At 64.2% G+C, this 20377-nt stretch carries 20 protein-coding genes; 15 read left to right on the top strand and 5 right to left on the bottom strand.

All coding sequences use genetic code 11. From position 1 onward, the window contains the following. Positions 1-200 precede the first annotated feature (200 nt). The 7 genes from B6V75_RS16715 (at position 201) to B6V75_RS16685 (ending at position 7269) form a co-directional block, all read left to right on the top strand. Positions 201-3197, top strand: coding sequence for a monovalent cation/H+ antiporter subunit A (locus tag B6V75_RS16715; protein ID WP_088720426.1), 2997 nt, complete (start codon positions 201-203; stop codon positions 3195-3197). After that, positions 3197-3535: a Na+/H+ antiporter subunit C gene (locus B6V75_RS16710; protein ID WP_075775819.1), complete on the top strand. Its 339-nt coding sequence runs from the start codon at positions 3197-3199 to the stop codon at positions 3533-3535. Before B6V75_RS16715 ends, B6V75_RS16710 begins: the two co-directional genes overlap by 1 nt. After that, a complete protein-coding gene (locus tag B6V75_RS16705; RefSeq protein ID WP_088720485.1) occupies positions 3535-5247 on the top strand; it encodes a monovalent cation/H+ antiporter subunit D in 1713 nt (570 codons plus the stop codon). The genes B6V75_RS16710 and B6V75_RS16705 overlap by 1 nt, the downstream gene beginning before the upstream one ends. A gap of 13 nt (positions 5248-5260) precedes the next feature. Continuing rightward, a complete protein-coding gene (locus B6V75_RS16700; RefSeq protein WP_075776007.1) occupies positions 5261-5752 on the top strand; it encodes a Na+/H+ antiporter subunit E in 492 nt (163 codons plus the stop codon). Continuing rightward, positions 5749-6018 (top strand): K+/H+ antiporter subunit F, encoded by a 270-nt coding sequence (locus tag B6V75_RS16695; RefSeq protein ID WP_075775821.1) that lies wholly within the window; start codon positions 5749-5751, stop codon positions 6016-6018. Before B6V75_RS16700 ends, B6V75_RS16695 begins: the two co-directional genes overlap by 4 nt. Before the next feature lie 7 nt (positions 6019-6025). Then, the gene (locus tag B6V75_RS16690) at positions 6026-6442 is read left to right on the top strand and encodes a Na+/H+ antiporter subunit G (protein WP_075775822.1); all 417 of its coding nucleotides are present in this window, start codon (positions 6026-6028) and stop codon (positions 6440-6442) included. A gap of 98 nt (positions 6443-6540) precedes the next feature. Next, on the top strand, positions 6541-7269 hold the full coding sequence (locus B6V75_RS16685; RefSeq protein WP_240496990.1) for a sterol desaturase family protein: 729 nt from the start codon (positions 6541-6543) through the stop codon (positions 7267-7269). A gap of 106 nt (positions 7270-7375) precedes the next feature. On the opposite strand, the gene B6V75_RS16680 is transcribed toward B6V75_RS16685, so the two are convergent. Next, the gene (locus B6V75_RS16680; protein ID WP_088720424.1) at positions 7376-8425 is read right to left on the bottom strand and encodes an FAD-binding oxidoreductase; all 1050 of its coding nucleotides are present in this window, start codon (positions 8423-8425) and stop codon (positions 7376-7378) included. Positions 8426-8474: 49 nt separating this feature from the next. Here B6V75_RS16680 and mnmD point away from each other — a divergent pair, with 49 nt between their 5' ends. Together mnmD and B6V75_RS16670 are read left to right on the top strand one after the other, a co-directional pair. Continuing rightward, positions 8475-9149 (top strand): tRNA (5-methylaminomethyl-2-thiouridine)(34)-methyltransferase MnmD, encoded by a 675-nt coding sequence (gene mnmD / locus B6V75_RS16675; protein WP_088720423.1) that lies wholly within the window; start codon positions 8475-8477, stop codon positions 9147-9149. After that, a complete protein-coding gene (locus B6V75_RS16670) occupies positions 9142-10014 on the top strand; it encodes a DMT family transporter (protein ID WP_088720422.1) in 873 nt (290 codons plus the stop codon). The genes mnmD and B6V75_RS16670 overlap by 8 nt, the downstream gene beginning before the upstream one ends. A gap of 63 nt (positions 10015-10077) precedes the next feature. Here the strand turns inward: B6V75_RS16670 and B6V75_RS16665 are convergent, their stop codons facing one another. Further along, positions 10078-12024: a lytic transglycosylase domain-containing protein gene (locus B6V75_RS16665; protein ID WP_088720421.1), complete on the bottom strand. Its 1947-nt coding sequence runs from the start codon at positions 12022-12024 to the stop codon at positions 10078-10080. 154 nt (positions 12025-12178) lie between these two features. Between B6V75_RS16665 and dapA the strand changes: the two genes are divergently transcribed. Beyond that, on the top strand, positions 12179-13051 hold the full coding sequence (gene dapA / locus B6V75_RS16660; RefSeq protein WP_088720420.1) for a 4-hydroxy-tetrahydrodipicolinate synthase: 873 nt from the start codon (positions 12179-12181) through the stop codon (positions 13049-13051). A gap of 72 nt (positions 13052-13123) precedes the next feature. On the opposite strand, the gene B6V75_RS18925 is transcribed toward dapA, so the two are convergent. The 3 genes from B6V75_RS18925 to B6V75_RS16645 all read right to left on the bottom strand — a co-directional run bounded on the left by B6V75_RS18925 (position 13124) and on the right by B6V75_RS16645 (position 15376). Continuing rightward, positions 13124-14272: a flagellar motor protein MotB gene (locus B6V75_RS18925; RefSeq protein ID WP_088720419.1), complete on the bottom strand. Its 1149-nt coding sequence runs from the start codon at positions 14270-14272 to the stop codon at positions 13124-13126. A 201-nt stretch (positions 14273-14473) separates the two neighbouring features. Beyond that, positions 14474-14938 (bottom strand): MucR family transcriptional regulator, encoded by a 465-nt coding sequence (locus tag B6V75_RS16650; protein WP_088720418.1) that lies wholly within the window; start codon positions 14936-14938, stop codon positions 14474-14476. Positions 14939-15106: 168 nt separating this feature from the next. Further along, on the bottom strand, positions 15107-15376 hold the full coding sequence (locus B6V75_RS16645) for a MucR family transcriptional regulator (protein WP_075775830.1): 270 nt from the start codon (positions 15374-15376) through the stop codon (positions 15107-15109). A 323-nt stretch (positions 15377-15699) separates the two neighbouring features. Here B6V75_RS16645 and B6V75_RS16640 point away from each other — a divergent pair, with 323 nt between their 5' ends. The 5 genes from B6V75_RS16640 to B6V75_RS16620 all read left to right on the top strand — a co-directional run bounded on the left by B6V75_RS16640 (position 15700) and on the right by B6V75_RS16620 (position 20375). Next, on the top strand, positions 15700-16443 hold the full coding sequence (locus B6V75_RS16640; RefSeq protein ID WP_146735148.1) for a response regulator transcription factor: 744 nt from the start codon (positions 15700-15702) through the stop codon (positions 16441-16443). Positions 16444-16798: 355 nt separating this feature from the next. Further along, positions 16799-17206, top strand: coding sequence for a hypothetical protein (locus tag B6V75_RS16635; RefSeq protein WP_146194463.1), 408 nt, complete (start codon positions 16799-16801; stop codon positions 17204-17206). Between the two features lie 238 nt (positions 17207-17444). Continuing rightward, positions 17445-18188, top strand: a complete 744-nt coding sequence (locus B6V75_RS16630; RefSeq protein WP_075775833.1) for a sigma-70 family RNA polymerase sigma factor — start codon at positions 17445-17447, stop codon at positions 18186-18188. An 11-nt stretch (positions 18189-18199) separates the two neighbouring features. After that, positions 18200-18964 (top strand): hypothetical protein, encoded by a 765-nt coding sequence (locus tag B6V75_RS16625; protein WP_075775834.1) that lies wholly within the window; start codon positions 18200-18202, stop codon positions 18962-18964. Positions 18965-18977: 13 nt separating this feature from the next. Continuing rightward, positions 18978-20375, top strand: coding sequence for a flagellar hook-length control protein FliK (locus B6V75_RS16620; RefSeq protein ID WP_088720416.1), 1398 nt, complete (start codon positions 18978-18980; stop codon positions 20373-20375). Positions 20376-20377: the final 2 nt, after the last annotated feature.

The raw sequence follows: 20377 nt of genomic DNA, 5'->3' as shown, positions 1-20377 counted from the left end.
CTGCAAAGGGCGCCGCGCGGGCGGGTCGCTGTCGCATTCGGGCGGCACCGGCACAATGCCTTGCGATTCTGGTCAGGAAACGTCTTCGTGAAGCTTGACAGCCATGTCCCCTGTGCGCAGGTAAAGTAAAGCTTGCGCGGGGGGAGAGTGCGGTCGCATCCATCGCCCCAAGGCCCGCCAGAGAACGGACCGGAGAGAAGATGTCGCCTGCCCTGATCGCCGCTTTGCCCTTCCTGGGCGCAGCCATGCCGTCGATCCTGATCCGCACCGGACGCACCAATGCCGCAGCGGTTTCGGCCCTGTTCACGGGGCTTGCGCTGCTTGGGTTGTTGCTCAACCTGCCGACCGTGATGGCGGGGGGTGTCGTCGAGACGAAGATCGACTGGCTGCCTTGGCTGGGCCTGAACGTGAATTTCTGGATCGACGGTCTGGGGATGCTCTTCGCGACACTGATCCTCGGGATCGGGTTGCTGATCATCCTCTACGCGCGGTTCTACCTGTCGAACAGGGACCCGGTTGGCCAGTTCTACACTTACCTGCTTCTGTTCCAGGGCGCGATGGTGGGGATCGTGCTGTCCGACAACATCCTGCTGCTGCTGATCTTCTGGGAGCTGACCTCGCTTAGCTCCTTCCTGCTCATCGGCTATTGGAAGCACCTGCCCGCGGGCCGTCAGGGCGCGCGCATGGCGCTGACCGTGACCGGCTTGGGCGGGCTCTCGATGATCGCGGGGATGCTGATCCTCGGAAATATCGCGGGCAGCTACGACATCTCCGAGATCCTGAAGCACAAGGACGCGATTCAGGCGAGCCCCTATTACATCCCGGCCCTGCTCCTGATCCTCGGCGGTGCGTTCACCAAATCCGCGCAATTTCCGTTCCATTTCTGGCTGCCGCACGCGATGGCCGCGCCGACGCCGGTCTCGGCCTATCTACATTCTGCGACGATGGTGAAGGCGGGGCTGTTCCTGATGGCGCGGATGTGGCCGGTGCTCTCGGGCACGCCGGAATGGTTCTACATCGTGGCGAGCGTGGGCCTGATCACCATGCTGATCGCCGCCAAGATCGCGATCTTCAAACATGACATGAAGGCGTTGCTGGCTTTCTCGACCGTCTCGCATCTTGGCCTGATCACCTTCATGCTGGGGCTGGGGACCGAGGCCGGTGCGCTGGCCGCCGTCTTCCACATCATCAACCATGCGACTTTCAAGGCGGCGCTTTTCATGTCGGCGGGCATCGTCGATCACGAGGCGGGCGCGCGCGACCTGACCCGCGTCTCGGGGCTGCGCAAGCTGATGCCGATCACCTTCGTGATCGCGACCATCGCCGCGCTGTCCATGGCCGGGATTCCGCTGTTCAACGGCTTCTTGTCGAAAGAGATGATGCTGGAAGCCGCCGCCCATACCAAATGGCTCGAAAATGTCTGGCTGATCCCGGTTCTGGCGACCGTCGCGGCGCTGTTCTCGGCCACCTATGCCTTCCGCTTCATCAGCCACGGCTTCTTCGGCCCGCCGCCGCAGGATCTGCCGAAGACACCGCATGATCCGCCTTTCGGCATGTGGATCAGCCCTGCCTTCCTGTCCTTCCTCGTGATCGCGATCGGCCTGTTTCCGATGGCGGTGGCGGGCGGCTATGTCCAGATGGCGACCAATGCGGTCGTCGGTGGCGGCTATCACATGCACGAGCTGAAGATCTGGCATGGCGTCACGCCGGCGTTGATCATGTCGGCCATCGCGGTCGCCGGCGGTATCGCGTTGCTTGCTGCACATCGTCCCTTCCAGCGCCTCTGGGACACCACGCCGCGTCCCGAGGCCAAGGCGATGTTCGACTGGGTGATTGCGCGCGCGCAGGGTCTGGCGGGCTGGATCACGCAGGCGCTGCATAACGGTGCGATGGCGCGTTACCTGATGCTGTTCACGATCACCTCGGTCGGCGTCGGTCTTTACGCCTTCACGAGCGGCACGCTGGGCCCCCAGACGCGGGCGCTGACGCCGGTGAATGGAGCTGCGGTAACCTCGTGGCTGCTGTTGCTGACCGCGACGATGTGCATCGTCGCCTTCCATCACAACCGCATCCTCGCGCTGGTGCTGATCGGGATCGTCGGCCTGACCGTCTCGGTCTCCTTCATCTTCCTGTCCGCACCCGATCTCGCGCTGACGCAGATCTCGGTGGAGGTCGTGACGACGGTGCTGATGCTTCTGGCGCTGAACTTCCTGCCGAAGATCACCTCGATCGAGTCGAGCCGGATGAAGATCAGCTTCGATGTGGTGCTCTCGGTCGTGGCGGGCGTCGCGGTTTCGGGGCTGATCTACGCGCTGCTGACCCGCGATTTCGCCTTCCCGACGATGTCCGGCTACATGCTCGACAACAGCTATAACCTCGCGGGCGGGGATAACGTGGTGAACGTGATTCTCGTGGACTTCCGTGGCTACGATACCTTTGGCGAGATCACGGTGCTCGGCATCGCCGCGCTGGTGATCTTCGCGCTGACCGAGGCGCTGCTGCAGGGCGCCTCGTCGCGCAAGCTGATCGCATGGCGGCCCGACGTGCCGCGCGGCGGCGACAAGCACCCGCTGATGCTGCTGATCGTGACGCGCGTGATGATGCCGATCGCGCTGGTCGTGGGCCTGTATATCTTCCTGCGCGGCCATAACGCGCCCGGTGGTGGCTTCATCGCCGGTCTGGTGATCGCGATCGCGCTGGTCACGCAATACATGGCCTCGGGCTTTGCGTGGACGCAGGCGCGCCAAAAGGTCTATTACCACGTGCTGATCGCGTCCGGCGTGCTGGTCGCGGGGATCACCGGGGCAGGGGCCTTCTTCAACGACATGCCCTTCCTGACCTCCGATTTCGGCTACGTGAAACTGCCCGGCCTAGACAAGTTTGAGCTGGCCACGGCGGCGGGCTTCGACCTTGGCGTCTTCCTTGGCGTCGTGGGCTCGGTGATGCTGGCGCTTGGCGGTTTGTCGCGCCTCGCACGCCGTGCCGCTATGGGTGAGGAAGGCGGCGAGGACGGTGCGCATATCGCCGCCGAGAAACCTGAAGCCCGCGTGCTCGCGCCACTCTCGGCCGGGCCATATCCACCGGACGCCAAAGTGCCGCGCCGCTGGTGGAAGACCGCCCGCGCCGCGCGCGAAGCCACCCAGCACGAACGTGACATCGTGCACGAGAACAAGAAGAACCACGGGGGCGATCACTGATGGAAGTGCTCGTTGCATCGGCCATCGGCGTGCTGACCGCCGCCGGCATCTACATGATCCTGCGTCTGCGCACCTTCCCCGTGGTGGTGGGCATGTCGCTGCTGTCCTACGCGGTGAACGTCTTCCTGTTCGCCACCGGTCGTCTGGTGATCAACCAGCCGCCGATCCTGCGCGAGGGCGTGACTTCCTATACCGACCCGATCCCGCAGGCGCTGGTGCTGACCGCGATCGTGATCTCCTTCGGGATGACGGCGGTGGTCGTTATGCTCGCGCTTGGCGCCTTCATCGAGGCGGGCAATGACCGCATCGACCTCGAGCAAGAGGAGGACGGCCGATGATGGAACATTGGATCATCGCGCCTGTCCTGATCCCGGCGATGCTCGCACCGCTGATCGTGCTGTGGATGCGCTACGATCTGGTCACGCAGCGCGTGGCCTCGATCCTCGGCATGTCCGCACTGGTCGTGCTGGCGATCGTGCTCATGATCTCGGCTTCGATGAACCCGCCCGAGGTCTACCGCCTCGGTAACTGGGAGCCGCCCTACGGCATCGTGCTGGTCCTCGACCGGCTGTCGGCGCTGATGCTGCTGCTGACCTCGATCCTCGGCCTCGTGATCGTGCTCTATGCGATAGGCTCGGGCTGGGACAAGCGCGGCTGGCATTTCCACTCGCTGATGCAGTTCCAGATGATGGGGATCAACGGTGCCTTCCTGACGGGCGACGCGTTCAACCTGTTCGTCTTCTTCGAGGTTCTGCTGATCGCCTCCTACGGTCTGATGATCCATGGAGGCGGGCGCGCGCGGCTGAAATCGGGCGTGCAATATGTCGTCTACAACCTCGCGGGCTCGACGCTGTTCCTGTTCGCGCTGGGTACGATCTACGCGACGGCGGGCACGCTCAACATGGCGGATCTCGCGGTGAAGGTCGCGCAGATGCCGGTCGATCAGACGGCGCTGATCAAGGTCGGCGCGGCGCTGCTGATGGTGGTCTTCGCGGTCAAGGCGGCGCTGGTGCCGCTGCAATTCTGGCTGCCCGCGACCTATACCAACGCGCCCGGCCCGGTGGCGGCGTTGTTCGCGATCATGACCAAGGTGGGCACCTACGCGATCGTTCGCGTCTACACGCTGATCTTTCCGATCACCGGCACCACCGGCACGCTTGCGCATGACATCCTGCTGCCCGCCGCGTTCCTGACGCTGGCGATCGGGATGATCGGTATTTTCGGGGCGCGCGATCTGGGTCGCACGGTCGCCTATGCGGTGATCGGCTCGGTCGGTACGATGATGCTGGGCTTCGCGCAGTTCACCCAAGGGGCAACCTCCGCAGGTCTCTACTACATGGTTCACTCGACGTTGGTGGCCGCGGCGATGTTCCTGATTGCCGATCTCGTGCGTGAGCGGCGCGGCCGTTGGGGGCTCGGCTATACCGATGCGCCTCTGATGAAGAACCACGGGCTGATGGCCGGGATGTTCTTCGTGGGCGCGATCGCGATGGCGGGGATGCCGCCGCTGTCGGGCTTCCTCGGCAAGCTGATGATCCTCGACGCGACGCGCGGCCAATGGGCGCTCTGGGCCACGGTTCTCGTGACCTCGCTGATCGCCATCGTGGGCTATGCCCGGGCGGGTAGCCAGGTGTTCTGGCGTTCCTACGCCGTCGAGGCCGAGGAGGACGAGCTGCCGGCCGGGCCTAAGGATGCGAGCGCGCCGGGCCTCGCCTTCACCGCGACCGGTATCCTGCTGGCGGGCTCCGTGGCGCTGACCGTGCTGGCCGGACCTGCGAGCAACTGGCTGCAGGGCACCGCCGCGCAACTCTTCACGCCGTCGCAATATATCGACGCGGTTCTCGCGGGCGCCGAAGAACGCGCGCAGGAGGCGGCGAAGGTCGGCGCGCATGAGCATGGCCATATGGAAGTGAGCGAGGAGATGCAGGCGGAGGACGGGCATGGTGGCGACACCGGTGTCGCGGACCCGCACGCTGCCGACGGTCAACCGGCCGGTCAGACCGACACCCACAGCGAGACGGGGCAGGATGCCCCCGCCGCGACGCATTGAGGGGAGCAAAGATATGATCCGCAAGATCCTTCCCCACCCCTACCTGACCGTCACGCTGGTGATGGTCTGGCTGATGCTGGCCAATAGCTACACGCTCAACTCGCTGGTCTTCGCGATCCTCGTGGGGCTCGTGATCCCGTGGATCACCGCACCCTACTGGCCCGCGCGCCCGAGTTTCGCGAAGCCGCTGAAGATCATCGAGTACATCTTCATCGTGATCTGGGATATCATCGTCGCGAATATCACGGTGGCGAAGATCGTCCTCTTCATGCCCAATTCCAAGCTGCACCCCGCCTGGGTCTCCGTGCCGCTCGACATTGTCACGCCCGAGGCGGTGACGGTGCTGGCGGGCACGATCACGATGACGCCCGGAACGCTGACGGCGGAACTGGCCGCCGACGGTCACTCGCTGCTGGTCCACGCGCTGCATGCGCCCGATGCCGATGAGGTGCGCGACGAGATCAAGTCCCGCTACGAGGCCCGCCTGAAGGAGATTTTCGAATGATCACCTATGCCCTGATCTTCGCCATCGCCTGCTATTCGATGGCGCTTCTGTTCAACCTCTTCCGGGTCGTCAAGGCGCCCGGCGTGACCGACCGGGTTCTGGCGCTCGACACGATGGCGATCAACGCGATCGCGATGATCGTGCTCTTCGGCATCTGGGAGGGGACCGCGCTCTTCTTCGAGGCGTCGATCCTCTACGCGATGACGGGCTTCGTGGCGACGGTTTCCTTCGCTAAGTTCATCCTGCGCGGCGACATTATCGAGTGAGGGCGTGATGGAACTGTTCTGGGATATCCTGATTTCCGCGCTGCTCGTGATCGGTGGCATCTTCGGCCTCGTCGGCAGCTTCGGCCTGGTCAAACTGCCCGACCCGATGACCCGGCTGCATGCGCCCACCAAGGCCGCGACGCTGGGCGTGGGCGCGATCCTGATCGCCTCGATGGTCTGGTTCGCGGTGAAGCAGGGCCACGTGACCCTGCACGAGCTGATGGTCACCATCTTCATCTTCCTGACGGCGCCGATCACGGCGCATTTCATCTCGAAGGCGAATATCTTCCGCGATTGGCCGCCCGAGAAACTGCCGAAACCCGCCGGCGAGGGCGACTGGGCGGTGCATACCGCCGATGCCGATACCTCGAAAGGCGAGCTGGCGGTCGAGCGGGAAAAGAACATCCCGCATGAGAACGACTGACTCCCTGACGCCGCGAAATGCTTTGACGTGGGCGTAAGCCGTGGCAGGCTGATCTCCGGAGGAGATTTCGGGAGATTTTTGCGATGCGGATGCGGCTGATGCTGTCCCATCTGTCGATCTGGGTGATGATCGCAGTCGTCGCTGCGGCGCTCTACTGGACCGCGCAGGGACCGTGGTGGCTCTGGGCGGTCGCGCTGCTCGGCATCCCGGCGCAGATGCTCAACGAATACGGGCTTCATCGCTACATCTTCCACATGACGCCCCCGAAACGGCAATGGGCCTTCAACTGGCTCTACCGGGTGCATTACGGACACCACGAATTCCCGACCTGTTGGCCGCTTCTGTTTGCGCCGCTCTCGGTGATCGTGCCGGTGCTCGTGGGCAATACCGCGCTTCTCTGGGCGGTGCTGGCGCTGATCGGCGCGCCCCATGCGTTCGACATCGCCGTGGCCGTCGTGCCGCTGGGTGGAGCCGCCACCTTCCTCGCGTATGAATGGTTCCACACCACCGCTCATGTGACGGTGAAGAAGACCGCGATCGAGCGGCATGTCTCGACGCTGCACAACCAGCACCATTTCCGCGACTTCTCGAAATGGTTCCACGTCACGGCAGGGGGCGAGGTGATCGACCGGCTGATGGGCACCGCGATTTCGCGCGATCAGCTCAAGACCCAAAGCCGCGTCGAGTTCATCCGGACCCTCGGCCTGCGCCCCGATGATCCGCGCCTGATCGCGGCACGGGAGAAATTCGCGCCGCGCTTCGGGATCACCGAGGCCGAAGTCTCGCGGGCGGGTCATGTCGGAGGGGGCGCTGCCCCCGCGCGCTGACGCGCGCCCCCCGGGATATTTGCACAAGCCCGAAAAAGCGCGCGGTCTGCCTCTTCGGGCTTGCTGAAATATCCCGGGGGAGGCCGCAAGCCGGGGGCGGAGCCCCTTACAGGTTGTCAGTCACGCGGAAGCCTTCGGGGATCGTGTCGCGCCCTTCCAGCACCAGATCGACCATCACCTCGGCCACTTTCGGCGCCATGCCGAAGCCGATCTTGAAGCCGCCATTGGCGATGAAATGGCCCGGACGGTCGGGCCAGTCACCCAGCATCGGCGCGCGCGATTTGGCGCGCGGGCGCACCCCGGCCCAACGGTCGATCACCGGGGCCTCGGCGAGGGGCGGGCAAAGCGCGCGGGCTTTCTCGATCAGCGCGTCGAGCTGCGCATCGGTCGTGTCTGGGGCGGCGAATTCGCGCTCGGAGGTCGACCCGATCGCGACCGTTCCATCGGAATGCGGGATGATGTGGAGGCTTTCCGCGAAAAGCTGAGGCACGTCGCCAGCCGCGTATCTCAAGAGCGCCGATTGGCCCTTCACGCCGCTGCCGATGGTCTTGCCGACCACCGCGTTCAGCTCGGCCAGACCTTCGGCGCCGGTCGCGTGGATGACCGGACCAACCTCGTCGGCCTCGCCGATCACGATCTCCGCACCCATCGCTTCGAGCGCCGCGACCAGCGCGGCCCCGGCGGCGCGCGGATTGGCGCGCGCCGTGAGCGTGTCATGGATTACGAGCCCGGTGGGCGAGGGGGGCGCGAAGGCGCCGAACTCCGCAGTCTCGGCCACGCGCCATCTGGCGAAGCCCTGCCACAGCTCGGCCGCCCCCGCCGCGCGGTCCTTGGCGCGTGCGATCTGCGCCTCATCCGCCAGCGGCTGCAGCCGCCCGAGACGCGCATAGCCCGGATCGCCGCCACCGATGCGTTGCGCCTCGCCCCAGAAATCCTCGGCCATTCGGAGACTCTCGAATTGAAACTGTTTCTTGGGGTTCCAGTTCTCCGGCACATGCGGGGCGAGCGCGCCGACATGGCCACCCGAGCTGCCCGCGCCGATGCGGCTGCGTTCGATGAGCCGCACCTTCGCGCCGCGCTTCGCCGCGACGAAGGCGATCGCGAGGCCGAAGATGCCGCCGCCGCGCACGGTTATGTCGTGTCTGCCGCTTGTCATTTCGCGCCTCCTGCTTCAAGGCTGGGCCGGAGACTGTGGACTATCCCCGATGAACGCCCCTGACCAGAGCAAAGCCGATCTCGATTGGCGCGATGACCTTGTGCCGGTCTCGCGGCGGTTCGACGATCCCTATTTCAGCCTTGCAGGCGGTCTGGCCGAGACGCGGCATGTGTTTCTGGCGGGCAACGATCTGCCCGCGCGGCTGCGTCCGGGCTTTCACGTGGCCGAGCTGGGCTTCGGCACGGGGCTGAACCTGCTTGCGTTGCGGCTTGCCTGTCCCGAGGACTGCCCGATCCGCTTCACCTCCTTTGAGGCCTATCCGATGGAGGCGGACGAGATCGCACGGGCGCTGGACGCATTTCCGGAGACCGCGCCCGTCGCCGGTCCTTATCTGGACGCCTGGGCTGCAGGGCAGCGTCAGTTTCAACTCGGTCCGGTGGCGGTGGAGATCATCGAGGGTGATGCGCGCACGGCGCTTCCCGCTTGGGACGGCGCTGCCGATGCGTGGTTCCTCGACGGGTTCTCGCCCGCGAAGAACCCCGAGCTTTGGGGCGAGGGTCTGATGGCCGAGGTCGGCGCGCATACTGTGCCGGGCGGCACATTCGCGACCTATACGGCGGCGGGCTTCGTGCGCCGCGCGCTCGAGGCCGCCGGTTTCGAGGTCAGCCGTGGCCCGGGTTTCGGGCGCAAACGCCATATGTCGCTCGGGGTGAAACATGGTTGAACAATCGACCCGCCGCGGCATTGCGCTGATGGTCGCGGTGACCTTCATCTTCGCGATCCAGGACGGCATCTCGCGCCACCTGGCCGAGACCTACAACGTCTACATGGCGCTGATGGTGCGGTTCTGGTTCTTCGCCGCCTTCGTGCTTGCGATCGCGGCGCGCAGCCCGGGCGGGATCAAGCGGGCGACGCGCTCGGGCCTGCCTTGGGCGCAGGTCTTCCGCTCGGTCGTCCTGATCACCGAGGTGATCGTGATGGTGCAGGCCTTCGTCTATCTCGGGCTCGTCCATTCTCATGCGGTATTCGCCTGCTACCCGCTTCTGGTCGCGGGTCTCTCCGGGCCGGTGCTGGGCGAGAAGGTCGGCTGGCGGCGCCTGGCGGCGATCGGGGTGGGCTTCATCGGGGTGCTTATCATCCTCAAGCCCGGTTTCGGTGTTTTCTCCCCCTATGCGCTGATCCCGCTGGCGGCGGCGACACTGTTCGCGCTCTACTCGCTGATGACGCGCTACGTGGGTCGGGTCGATCCGGCTTCGGTGTCCTTCTTCTACACCGGTGTGATCGGCGCCGTGGTAATCACCGTGGTGGGCATATGGCATTGGGAAAACATGATCCCATCCGATTGGGCGTGGATGATCGTGCTGTGCTTCACTGCCGCGACCGGGCATTTCCTGCTGATCAAGGCCTATGAGGTGGCCGAGGCCTCCGCGATCCAGCCCTTCGCCTATCTCCAGCTGGTCTTCGCCTCGACCCTGGGCGTCGTCGTCTTCGGCGAGGCGCTGGAATGGAACGTGGTGATTGGGGCTGGGGTCGTGGTCAGCGCGGGGCTCTTCACCCTCTGGCGCGCGCGGGTGGCCCAAGAGGCTTAACCGCCTCTTTCGCTTTGGTTCAAATATTCCGGGTGAGGCCGTGAGGCCGAGGGGAAGTGCGCCTCAATCTTTCACGTCGCCGCGCAGGACGTCGGTGAATTTCACCTCCTCCTTGCCCAGCCGAGCGCGGTAGGGTGGGATCGCTTCGGAGACGCGCATGACGTAGTTGCGGGTCTCGGTGAAGGGGATCATCTCGACCCAGTCGATCACGTCGACAGTCCCAACGCGGGGGTCACCGCGATCCTCTATCCAGCTTCGCGGGCGGCCCGGACCGGCATTGTAGCCCGAGGCGACAAGCACCGAGGATGCGCCGAACTCGTCACGCAGTTCCGCGAGATAGGCGCCGCCCAGCCTGAGGTTGTAGGTCGCATCCGTCGTCAGCCGCGCCTTCTCGTAGGGCAGGCCGGTTTTCTCCGCCATCATCTTCGCGGTGCCGGGCATCAGCTGCATCAGGCCCTGCGCGCCGACCGGAGAGCCGACGCCGACCGCGAACTGGCTTTCACGGCGGGCGACGGCGAGGACCAGTTCCTCCGGCACACCCAGGTCATGGCTCGTCAGGCCCGGGATCGGCCAGAGCGCCTGCGCGATGATCTCGCCCTTCAGTGCGGCACGTTTGCCGATGATCAGCGCGAGATAGGTGTCATCCTCTTCCAACGCGTATTGGGTCAGGGCGCCGAAATTACCCGGGCCGAGGCTCTCCTCGAGGTGCAGCACGAAGCGCGCGCCCAGCTCGTTTTCGCCCGCCTCGTAAAGCAGTTGCGCGGCCTTGAAGACGGAAGAATGGCGCAGCTTGTAGCGTCGCCAGTCGGGCAGGTCGGGGCCCTTGGCGAAATTCGCTGGCAAGGGCAGGTTCAGCCGCTCGGCCGACAGGAGCCCGTAATAGGCGTCCTGATTTTCAGCGCCTTTGCGCCATGCGGCCTTGGCTTCGTCGCTGCGGCCCAGAACCTCGAGCGCGCGGCCTTGCCAATACCACGCGCGCGACGACGAGATCGGCCCGTCCACCGCTTTCTCGAGATTGTGAAAATGGCCGAGCGCCGTGTCGGCACGGCCCAGTTTCAAGGCGGCATAGCCCGCCACCCATTCGAGATCGGCGTAATCTGCCCCGCCCGGTTCCAAGTGGTGCGAGGAAGCCAGATCATAGGCGCGCTGGGTATTGCCCGCGCGCAGGTCCCAGCGCGACTGATAGCCGCGCAGCGTGGCCCAAAGGTCGGGATCTTCCAGATCGGTCGCGGATTTCGACCGCTCGAGGATCAGCTCTGCCGCGCCGTCTTCCAGCCCGGCGCGCCAGCGCCACATCGCGCGGTCGCGGGCAAGCCCTGCGGACCGCTCGACCATGTAGCCGGGGACGGCGGCCACGAGATCGTCGACGCCCTGCTCGCGCGCCTGCAGGGCGATCCGCGCCTCGGCGACGGCCTTGGTGCCGGGCGTGACCAGATCGATCATCCGGCGCGCATCCGACAGGTGACCGCGATCGAGCATGTTCTGCATCCGCCCGCCATGATCGGCGGAGATAAGCGAGGGATAGTCGGCCAGAAACTTCGCCTGCTCGTCTGCCTCCATTGGCAGTTGGCGCCAGGCGGTCTTGGCGACCTCGGCCGCCTGCGCCTTCTGCCCCAGGGCGAGATGCGCACCAATCAACGCCAGCGCGCCGGTGCCGGTCTGCGGAGGGCCGAGCTTGAAATAGGCGATCACCTCGCGCGGGGGGATGCCGTCGAGCTTGGCCTCGCCTTTCTCGCGCAGCCACGGCATGCCGGGCCAATCGGCGCGACGTGTGGCGAAATCGAGATAGTCGGCGAAGTCGCCCTCGCCATCGCGCAGGCGCTTCCACTCGATGACATCGAAGCCGAGGGGGCCCACGCGACGCGCGAGATTTTCGGCCTCGTCCCAATCGCCGGAATTGGCCGCCGCGAAGGCATCGGACAGCGCGGAACTCGCAGCGCGAAGCGCGGCCGGCGAGAGCGCGAAACTCGAAGCCGCAAGCGCGGCGAGGAACTGGCGTCGGATCATCATGGCTGCTCGTGGTCGCGGGTTTGTCCCTTTGCTACGGGCCTCTCACAGATGGGGATGAATCACAAGTTGGCAACAGCCGCGCAACCGCCTATAACCCGGCCGATTTCCGCCGGGACGACTCAACCCCCCGGCCCAACCAAAAAAGGAGCGTGTCATGTTCAAAGGGTCTCTTCCCGCACTGGTCACGCCGTTCAAGGACGGCGAGCTGGATCTGGACACGCTCAAGAAACTTGTCGAGTGGCATATCGATCAGGGCAGCCACGGCCTCGTGCCGGTCGGCACGACCGGTGAGAGCCCGACGCTGAGCCATGCCGAGCACATGACGGTCATCACCGAGGTCGTGAAAGCCGCGAAGGGCCGCATTCCGATCATCGCGGGCGCAGGCTCGAACTCGACGGCGGAAGGTGTGCGGCTGATCCAGCACGCCGGCAAGACCGGGGCCGATGCGGCGCTCGTCGTGACGCCCTACTACAACAAGCCGACGCAGCGCGGCATGATCGAGCATTACCGCGCGCTGCACGATGCCTGCGAACTGCCGATCGTGATCTACAACATTCCGGGCCGCTCGGTGGTCGACATGATCCCCGAGACGATGGGCGAACTGGCGAAGCTGCCGCGTATCGTCGGCGTGAAGGATGCGACCGGCAAACTGGAGCGCGTCTCGATGCAGCGCGCGACCTGCGGGCCCGATTTCATCCAGCTCTCGGGCGAGGACGCGACGGCGCTCGGCTTCAATGCGCATGGCGGCGTGGGCTGTATCTCGGTGACGGCGAACGTCGCGCCCAAGCTTTGCGCGGAATTCCAGGAGGCGACGCTTGCCGGCGATTACGCCAAGGCGCTGAGCTATCAGGACAAGCTGATGCCGCTGCACATGGCGATCTTCCTCGAGCCGGGCGTGGCGGGTGCGAAATACGCGATGTCGAAGCTGGGGATGTGCTCGGCCGAGGTGCGTCTGCCGCTGACCGAGTTGCTGCCCGAGACGAAGACCGCGATCGACGCGGCGATGGTCCATGCCGGTCTGATCTGAGTTTCGCCTCCACCGAACAAGAAAACGCCGGCACGATAGGGTTCGCGCCGGCGTTTTTTTGTGTCCAGAATCTTACTGCAGAGCGCTGCGCAGGTCATCCATCGCGATCGAGCTGTATTTCTGAGGCTGATCCGACGGGGTGGCCGCCGCGGGTGTGACGATTTCGGGCGCCGCTTGCTCGACCGCAGGGGCAGGCGGGGTCTGCTCGGCATTCGCTTCGAGACGCGGCCTCGTTGCCTCGGGCGGCGTTTTCGTGTCGGCCTCGGGCTGAATATAGGCGAGGGTGACGGTGATCCGACGGTTCGACGGATCGCGCGGATCGGCCGGCTTCAGCGGATCGGTATCCGACAGGCCCGAGACGCGGGTGACCCGTTCCGGGGCGACACCGGCGGCCACGAGCGCCCGGCGCGTCGCGTTGGCGCGGTCCGAGGACAGTTCCCAGTTCCCATAGGTACCGCCCGCTTTCTGATAGGGGACCGAGTCGGTGTGCCCCGCGATCAGCACGTCATTGGGCAGATCGGAGAGGGCGCGGCCGAGCTGATCCATCAGCGCCAGCGTGGGCCCATCGAGCTTCGCGCTGCCCGAGGCGAACATGGCTTTGCCCGCCTGATCCACGACTTCGATATTCAGCCCGTCCGGCGTGCGGCGGAATAGGACGTTCTGCTGCAGCGGACGCAGGTCCGGAACGCGCTGGATCGCCTGCGTGATCCGGGTCTGAAGCGTCTGGAAGCGGGCGTCGTCGACGGCATGCGGTGTGGCTGCAGCAGTCTTCGCGCCGGTTGTGTCGCCTGCCTCTGCCGTCGCCTGCACCGCGTCGGCGACTTTATTCGTCGTCGCGTCCGGCGTGGCCTCCTTGGAACTGCCGGAGGCGTTGGCCAGCTCGGTCGAGGGGGCTGTCTCGCTCCCGACGCCGGGATTGGCGGGAATCGTGTCGTCGGCGCGCGAGGCGTTCAGCACCCCTTTCGGCCCGATCGTCTCGCCGGCGAGGGGGCCGGTGCCGCCGGGGGCCTGCATCGAGACTTTCGCAGGGGCGAAGTAATCGGCGATCCCCGTGAGCTGGTTCTCGTCCGAAACGGAGAGAATCCACATCAGCAGGAAGAAGGCCATCATCGCGGTCATGAAATCGGCATAGGCGACTTTCCACGCTCCGCCGTGATGCTCGGATTCGTGATCGTCATCGCTCCGCTTCACGATGATCGGCGCCTGATTCGACCGTGCCATGAGTTGCCCTTTCCCACCTCGCTGGCAGGAGCCAGCAGTCTTCTCTGGGCATGCGTTTTCTGCAGCCCTTGAGTGTGGGTTGTCGGCTTAAAAATGGGCCAAAAAAGGGCGATAATCGTTCATGATCTGGAAACAAAGATGCTGGCCGACCGCTTTGGCATCCTGCCGAGAGTGGCGGAACTCGTGCCCGCCGACCCTTCCTCAGGCGTCGTGGAGCGATGCTTCGTAGTCGTCGCGGCTGTGTTTGCCCAATCCGACTTTCTTGGCATAGGCCGCTTTGCGGGCCGAGTAGCTCGGTGCGACGAGGGGCATGTCAGCAGGCAGGTTGAACAGGGCGCGATATTCGTCTTCGCTCAGCCCGTGTTCCGAGCCCAGGTGGCGCTTGAGCATCTTGAAGCCGCGTCCGCAGCACAGGCAGAAAACCTTGTCTTCGGTGACGGCCTCTTTCACGGGCAGCGCCGGTTGCGGCCGCGCGGGACTGGAGCTAGCTGTTGGCGCCTCTGCCGCGTGATTGGCGGCCGCGTTGTGCAGATCCTCGTCGAACTGCGCGGAGAGTTTCGCCACGAGGTCGACCACCTGATCCGCCGTCACATCCGAACGCGCGGCATAGGCCGCAGCAACTGTCGCGATAATGTTTGCTGCATCCGTGGGCCGGTCCTTCGACATCTGGTCTCTCCAATGCTTAAAGTTGCACTCTCCCCGGATTAGTCCAGAAAGTTACGTGCGAGGCGCGTTTCTGTCAATGAACGCGTGAATCTGTGTTTGGGTTTCCGGAGAAAACACTGTTTCTGCACAGGATTGTTTCGCTGAGTGCTTCGCCTGTCCTGTGGCTGCTCAATGGAGCTTGCCTTTTGTGCGCCATCGCTGCTTGGCGTATTGGTAGTTCGGCGCGGTCGTCGGATAATCCGGCGGAAGCCCCCATTTCGCGCGATATTCCTCGAAGGTCATTCCGAGTAGGTTTTGGAGGTGACGCTTCAACATCTTGATTGGGCGGCCCGTTTCCAGACAGATCAGTCGGTCTGGTAGGACGCTCTCCGAGATTGGCACCGCAGGGACGCGGGACGTCGCAGGCTCGCCGGACCGGTCCGGGGAATGTTGCGTCATGTCTATCCTCACATGTTTTTGTCCTACGGGAGAAAGATTGAAGGAATTCTTAAAGTTAGGTCAAAGAAATCAACTTTTCCCACGAGACGTCACGAAGGCGCGGTCCATGTCAAATGACTGGTCGGGCTTGTCAGGTGTAAACACGTAAATTAGTTGCATAAAGCAGGTAAAAAAATTTGAAAACGCGAACATGCCGGGGCAGGCGGATTTACGCTCTCTCTTTCAGCTTGGCGCTGCGTTATTCAAAAAAAGGGCTGCGCGATGGGGGCGGCGCGAAACCTAAGGTTCGCGTCGACGCGCAGAGAGATACGGGGAGTTGCCTTTTGTTTGGCTCGAGCGCCATGCGGAGACAGAACGTTATCGTCGTAGCGGAAGAAAACGCGAAGCAAGCCAAGTTGGCTGCCTTCTTTCTTGCGTGCTGTGGTTGGGGCTCCTTACCGTTCGCGACGGCGGTGGAGGCGGAGCAGTATATCCTGCTGCATGGCAATCCGTGCCTGTTGATGATCAGTCTTGCGCAGCCCGAGGGCGCAGCGGATCTGATCCGCACCTCGCGTGTCAGTACGCCCGAGAGCCTCATCCTTTTCGTTGATCCCTCGAGCGACGGAGTGTTCGCTGCCGAGATGATCCTCGCTGGCGCCGATGACGTGCTCCGGGAGCCCTATTCCGACAGGGAGTTGACGGCGCGCCTCTGGCTTCGGGCGGGGAGCAGATTGCCCATCAGTTTCCCGGGAGAAGAGAGGCGGGTCGCGCGCCTCAAGATAGACGAGGAAAACCGGCTCACCGGCCCAGACGCGACTGAAGCTGTCCAGCTGACTCCCATGGAGCGGGAGATCATGTGCGAGCTTATCCGCAGCGGCGGTCGAATCGTGACCCGCGACGCGCTCTCGCGCCGGATCGACAACACTATGTGGGTCTATGGCGACCGGAAGTTTGACGTTCACATCACCAAGATCCGCAAGAAGCTGCGCGATGCGTTCGGCGACCGATATGTCGTCGAAACGGTGCGATCCGCCGGATACTCGTTCTATGAAATTCCCCAGCGAAAGCCCTCAGACTCTGCAACCTAAGGTTGATTCGCTGATCCTCCGAAACTGGTTTCGAGGGAGTGCCTGTCAAGCGCTGAATTGTTAACGTCTCAGCGATTGATCGTGAGCACACAATTTGTAGCGGAACCGTCGACAAGCTGTGGATGATTGAAGTTGTAGCCACAACTTGTAGCGTAAGAGGCCATGAAAAATTGGGTCATCGACGCTTCTTTCGAGGTTCGCCTGGGGATAACTCGGCGCGGCGGCAAGTTGTCCTTTTGGGCAGGAACTATCCTTACTCGCCTTGCAGTTTTAACAATCCTTAACCTTACGGGAAAGGGAATCGCTGGTAATCTGCAGCCACTGACTTTGGGGGACTTGGGGATTAGGGATGTCCATGAAAAGTAACAATTTGTTAGCGCAAATTTGGGAAGGCTCGGTGAAGCAAGTGTCAGCCGGAGCAGGTTCTCAGGGAAGTTTGGTGGCGGCTGCGCTTCTGCCTGCGCAGACCGTGGTGCTGCGTTCGACACACAAGGAAGCAAGCCTGCTCGTGCTGCCCGAGTCGGAAGAGCTTCTGCCGGGTATTTCGCTTGGCGACGTGCTCGTGGAAGAGCTGGGTATCGAGGTGCCTTATGGAAGCCTCGTGGTCATCGAGCCAGCGAATGCCGCGGAGGTGAAGCATGGTTTTGGGGACCGCGCGATCAACCTCCGCCTGCCGGCCATGGCGTCGCGGCCCCGGAGCGAGTTCTCGGTGCACGAAGATGCGCGCGATTGCAGCGCAACCGCGATGGGCGGCTATCTCTGAACGTGAGTACAGTGCCGAAAGCCCGGTATGAACGCGCTGCTCGGCGGGTGGGCCGTGCAACCGCGACATCGTTGGAAATACGAAGCGCCGCCCTTGGGGCGGCGCTGCCTTTTGGGGCGTTAATCTAGGGTTAACCAGAAAACACTGCGATTAACTCGCCTTTAATCAAGTAAAGCTTTCTCCAAACAGGGCGCCGTGGTCTTCTGTTCAGCAAGAATAGAGTGAATAGAGGCGGGTAATGTTTGCATTGAGCTTTCGTGCTGCACTTGATGCGCCGTTTCTCGATGTCGAAGAAGAGCGGCAGGCGATCTCCCGGTGGCAGGAATACGGAGATCAGAACTCGCTTGAAATTCTGCTGCGGTCGCATGTCCGGCAGGCCTACGCGCAGGCGCGTCGCTGGGCGTCCAATCCGGTCGAGCTCGAAGACCTCGTGGCCGAAGGGATCATCGGTCTGATGCGAGCCGCCGAACGGTTCGATCTGACGCAGGATGTCCGGTTCTCGACCTACTCGCATTGGTGGGTGATGACTTGCGTGCTGAACGCCCTCGCCCGGATCAAAACGGTGATCGACGTGCCGGCGCGGGTCTATCTCGATGCGCGGATGGGGCGGCTCGACAATCCCGAGGCGAGCCAGCTTCTGACCGGTCTCGTCGCTTTGGACGCCAAATCCTTCGATGACAGTGACGCCGACCTGATGGAGATGATGCCCAGCCCCGATCTCACACCCGAGGAACAGACGCTGGCGTCCTCCGCCGCGCAGGCTGCACATGAGGTGCTGAGCAGTGCGCTGGATGATCTGGACGCGCCGGATCGCGAGATCGTTTTGCGGCGCAAATTGCAGACGCCGCCGGAGTCGCTCGACGATCTGGCCCGTGATCTTGGAATCAGCCGTGAGCGTGCCCGACAGGTCGAGAAGCGTGCGCTCCTCCGGCTGAAGCGGTGTCTCGAAAAACGCGGCTTCAGCCCCGCGATGCTGAACTGAGGAGAAGGGCGATGGCACGTCATCTGATGATCGCAGGGCACGGGCGCGCAGGCACCACGCTATTTTACAACATGCTGCGCGAGACTCTCAAAGGTTTCGAAATCCCGCCGCGCGAGACCAGCGCGCTTTCCACGATCGGGCAGCCGGGCGACTGGGTCAGCAAGCGGCCGCTCGATATTTTCCAGGTCGCGAATGTCGCGCGGGCGAATGTCCGTAGCAAGCGGATCGATCTGATCGTGCCGCTGCGCGACCCGCGCGACATCCTCGTGAGCCGCCATTCGGCGGTGCCGGACGATTATTTCATCTCGGCGGACGCGATGTATTTCATCGGCGGGCCGGATGCGCCCGCGCCGGTGATGCCGGGGTTTCTGCAGATTCACGAGGCGATCGGGACCGTGCTGAGATCCGGCATTTTCCCGCAGGGTGTATTCCTCCTGAAATACGAAGACCTGGTCAATGATCCCGACAGGATTCAGCAGAAGTTGCGCGATGCGCTCGGTCTGCAATTCGAAGGGCATTTTTCCGATTTCGGCGCCGCCGAAATTCCCGAGGAGTTGCAAGGCCCGCTCAACGGTGTGCGCCCGGTGGAAAAGGCGCGTGCGAAGTGGCTCGACGAAGAGCATCGGGCGCGGATTTTCGATCAATTCTCGCGCTTCCCGGTGCTGTTCGACCTGCTCGAGCAGTTGGGCTACGAAAAGGATCGCGACTGGTTCGCGCCGTTCATGGCGTGGCAGGCGGCCTCGAGGCCCCGGAGCAAGCGTATGAGTTTCGTGTGACGAGGGTGATGAGATGGACGCGATAGCCGCGACATTGTTGAAGGTAACGGCGTCGGCCGCAGGCACCGGGCGCAAATCCGCGACAGAGGGGACCGGTTTCGGATCGCTCGTGCAGGGCGTGCCGGCGGATGGGCTTGCAGCTTCGGGCGTGGGGGCTGCCACGGCGGCCGCGACGCCGGAGGCTGGCGCAGGCGCAGCGTCCGCCTTGACCGACAATCCAGCGCTTCAGGCCGAGCTGGCCAGCAAGCTGCAAACGGTTCGCGACGGCGCGCTGGCAGAGCTGGCGCAGGGCAAGTCGATGAGCGAGGTGCTCAAAAAGCTGGGCGCGTCGCTGGCTACGGTCCTCACGGAGTTCGACGCGGCGCATGGCACGAAGCTGCAGCAAGGTTTGACGCGGGCACTTGAAGGTATGCGGCTGCAAACTGACGGCGCGGGGGCAAAGCCCGCCTCGGATCGTGCGAGCGACAAAAGCGACACGATCGACGCGGTCTTCGCGAGCCTTCTGGTCTCGCTCGGTCTGCAAGCGAAGCCATCTGGGACGGCATCGCCGCAAACGGGTGGTGCGCAGATTCCGTCGGTAGCGGGGCGCATGCCCGCGCACTCTGCTGGCAATCTATCCTCTCCGGCGGCACAGCCGAAGCTTGAGGCAACGCAGACGCAGTCGCAGGCGCAGGCGCAGGCGCAGGCGATCATCGCCGTTCCGCAGGGGCTTGCCGGGGTGATTCCAGCGCCGCTCACGGCGGAGATTCAGCAGAGCGACATGGACCCGCGGGTGCGCGCCGTGCTGGAAGCTGCCGCCAACGGCGCCACGAACACCGGCAAGGTCGAGGCGCAAGCCGCGGTTCTGCCTGCAGCGCAGAGCAAGGGCGACCCCAAGCCCGCCCAGTTTTTTGCCGAGGCCGCCCGTGCAGGCGTCTTGCCCGAAACCGCGGTGGCGCGGCTCACGCAGCATGACGCCAGCCACGTTGCGCGCAGCGACGCTGCTGCCCAATCGGCGCAGACGGCGGCTCAACCCTCGCCGCGCTTCGCGGCCTTCGTCGCGACGCAGCTTCGGCGCGCGGATCTGCAGGAAGGACGCACCCGCGTGGCGCTGACCCCGCGCGGGCTCGGCGATATCGAGATCGACGTGGAGCGCGACAAGCGTGGTCAGGTCAACGTGGTCGTGCGCGCCGAGAGCCCGGCGGTGCTGAGTGCGTTGCGCGGCGATCGCGAGACCTTGGCGGCGATCCTCGCCGGGCAGGGACTGCAGATGGATAGCGGCGCGCTCGATTTCGAGCAGTTCGGCGGTCACGGCGAACGGGGCGATGAGCGCGCCTCCGGCGCGCATGTTGCCGCAGATGAAGACATCCCCGTGCTGGGCGCCGACTGGCAGCCCACCATTCTCGACGGACAACTGGATATCAGGACCTGAGG

The sequence above is a fragment of the Thioclava sp. F1Mire-8 genome (genome assembly GCF_002213165.1).
In the GTDB taxonomy this organism is placed as follows: domain Bacteria; phylum Pseudomonadota; class Alphaproteobacteria; order Rhodobacterales; family Rhodobacteraceae; genus Thioclava; species Thioclava nitratireducens.
Note: the sequence above shows the minus strand (reverse complement) of the source record. Positions and strands in the feature narration are given on the sequence as shown.